Annotated in this window: 1 rRNA gene; it reads left to right on the top strand. The window is 50.4% G+C overall.

Features of this window, described 5'->3' with window-relative positions:
- Window positions 1–32: 32 nt before the first annotated feature.
- A 23S ribosomal RNA gene (locus tag AC19MV_RS22875) occupies window positions 33–2,936 on the top strand.
- Window positions 2,937–2,978 lie beyond the last annotated feature (42 nt).

The raw sequence follows: 2,978 nt of genomic DNA, 5'->3' as shown, positions 1-2,978 counted from the left end.
ATTCAAGGGTGTGAAACTCATTTGGGTTGTATGGTTAAGTGACCAAGCGTATACGGTGGATGCCTTGGCAGTCAGAGGCGATGAAGGACGTAATAACTTGCGAAAAGCGTTGGCGAGCTAGTAATAAGCATTTGAGCTAACGATATCCGAATGGGGAAACCCGGCCACATAAGTGGTCATCATAACGTGAATACATAGCGTTATGAGGCGAACCTGGGGAACTGAAACATCTAAGTACCCAGAGGAAAAGAAATCAACCGAGATTCCCCTAGTAGCGGCGAGCGAACGGGGATTAGCCCTTAAGTCTATGGGGTGTTAGTGGAATGTGTTGGAAAGCACAGCGGCACAGGGTGATAGCCCCGTACATGAAAACTAACCATAGATGAAAACGAGTAAGGCGGGACACGTGACATCCTGTTTGAATATGGGGGGACCATCCTCCAAGGCTAAATACTCCTGACTGACCGATAGTGAACCAGTACCGTGAGGGAAAGGCGAAAAGAACCCCTGTGAGGGGAGTGAAATAGAACCTGAAACCGTATACGTACAAGCAGTGGGAGCGGTTCTTGAGACCGTGACTGCGTACCTTTTGTATAATGGGTCAGCGACTTACGTTTTGTAGCGAGGTTAAGCGAATAGCGGAGCCGTAGGGAAACCGAGTGTTAACTGCGCGTTTAGTTGCAAGGCGTAGACCCGAAACCGAGTGATCTAGCCATGGGCAGGTTGAAGGTTGAGTAACATCAACTGGAGGACCGAACCGACTTATGTTGAAAAATGAGCGGATGACTTGTGGCTGGGGGTGAAAGGCCAATCAAACTCGGAGATATCTGGTTCTCCTCGAAAGCTATTTAGGTAGCGCCTCGAGCGAATACCATTGGGGGTAGAGCACTGTTAAGGCTAGGGGGTCATCCCGACTTACCAACCCTTTGCAAACTCCGAATACCAATGAGTACTACTCGGGAGACAGACAGCGGGTGCTAACGTCCGTTGTCAAAAGGGAAACAACCCAGACCGTCAGCTAAGGTCCCAAAGTGTATGTTAAGTGGGAAACGATGTGGGAAGGCTTAGACAGCTAGGATGTTGGCTTAGAAGCAGCCATCATTTAAAGAAAGCGTAATAGCTCACTAGTCGAGTCGGCCTGCGCGGAAGATTTAACGGGGCTAAACATACCACCGAAGCTACGGGTGCATTTCATTAGAAGTGCGCGGTAGAGGAGCGTTCTGTAAGCGGTTGAAGGTGAAGGGGTAACCCACACTGGACGTATCAGAAGTGCGAATGCTGACATGAGTAACGATAAAGGGAGTGAAAAACTCCCTCGCCGAAAGACCAAGGGTTCCTGTCCAACGTTAATCGGGGCAGGGTGAGTCGACCCCTAAGGTGAGGCCGAAAGGCGTAATCGATGGAAAACAGATTAATATTTCTGTACCTCTGCTAACTGCGATGGAGAGACGGAGAAGGCTAGGCTAGCGCGGCGTTGGTAGTCCGCGTTTAAGGTAGTAGGCAGTGTTCTTAGGCAAATCCGGGAACACCTCTTTAGTGAGAATGCTGAGAGCTGATGACGAGTCACTAAGGTGATGAAGTAGTTGATGCCATGCTTCCAGGAAAATCTTCTAAGCTTCAGGTTAGTAGGGATCGTACCCCAAACCGACACAGGTGGTCGGGTAGAGAATACCAAGGCGCTTGAGAGAACTCGGCTGAAGGAACTAGGCAAAATGGTACCGTAACTTCGGGAGAAGGTACGCTCCTGACGGTGATGAGACTTGCTCTCTAAGCTGATGGGAGTCGCAGATACCAGGTGGCTGCAACTGTTTATCAAAAACACAGCACTGTGCAAAATCGCAAGATGACGTATACGGTGTGACGCCTGCCCGGTGCCGGAAGGTTAATTGATTGGGTTATCGCAAGAGAAGCTCATGATCGAAGCCCCGGTAAACGGCGGCCGTAACTATAACGGTCCTAAGGTAGCGAAATTCCTTGTCGGGTAAGTTCCGACCTGCACGAATGGCGTAATGATGGCCACGCTGTCTCCAGCCGAGACTCAGTGAAGTTGAAATTGCGGTGAAGATGCCGTATACCCGCGGCTAGACGGAAAGACCCCGTGAACCTTTACTATAGCTTGGCACTGAACATTGAACCTACATGTGTAGGATAGGTGGGAGACTTTGAAGCAGAGACGCTAGTTTTTGTGGAGTCAATCTTGAAATACCACCCTTGTAGTTTTGATGTTCTAACTCTGGCCCCTTATCGGGGTTGAGGACAGTGCCTGGTGGGTAGTTTGACTGGGGCGGTCTCCTCCCAAAGAGTAACGGAGGAGCACGAAGGTTGGCTAAGTACGGTCGGACATCGTACGGTTAGTGCAATGGCATAAGCCAGCTTAACTGCGAGACATACACGTCGAGCAGGTACGAAAGTAGGTCATAGTGATCCGGTGGTTCTGAATGGAAGGGCCATCGCTCAACGGATAAAAGGTACTCCGGGGATAACAGGCTGATACCGCCCAAGAGTTCATATCGACGGCGGTGTTTGGCACCTCGATGTCGGCTCATCACATCCTGGGGCTGAAGTCGGTCCCAAGGGTATGGCTGTTCGCCATTTAAAGTGGTACGCGAGCTGGGTTCAGAACGTCGTGAGACAGTTCGGTCCCTATCTGCCGTGGGCGTTGGATGATTGAAGGGAGCTGCTCCTAGTACGAGAGGACCGGAGTGGACGAACCGCTGGTGTTCGGGTTGTCATGCCAATGGCATTGCCCGGTAGCTACGTTCGGAATCGATAACCGCTGAAAGCATCTAAGCGGGAAGCGAGCCCTAAGATGAGTCATCCCTAGAGCTTTAAGCTCTCTAAAGGGCCGTAGGAGACTACTACGTTGATAGGCAAGGTGTGTAAGCGTTGTGAGGCGTTGAGCTAACTTGTACTAATGACCCGTGAGGCTTAACCATACAACCCAGATGGGTTTTACTGATACGACTTAGTATTAGAAT

It is taken from the genome of Shewanella sp. MF05913, from assembly GCF_059758095.1.
The sequence above is the reverse complement of the archived record's forward strand: the minus strand, read 5'-3'. Positions and strand labels throughout refer to the sequence as shown.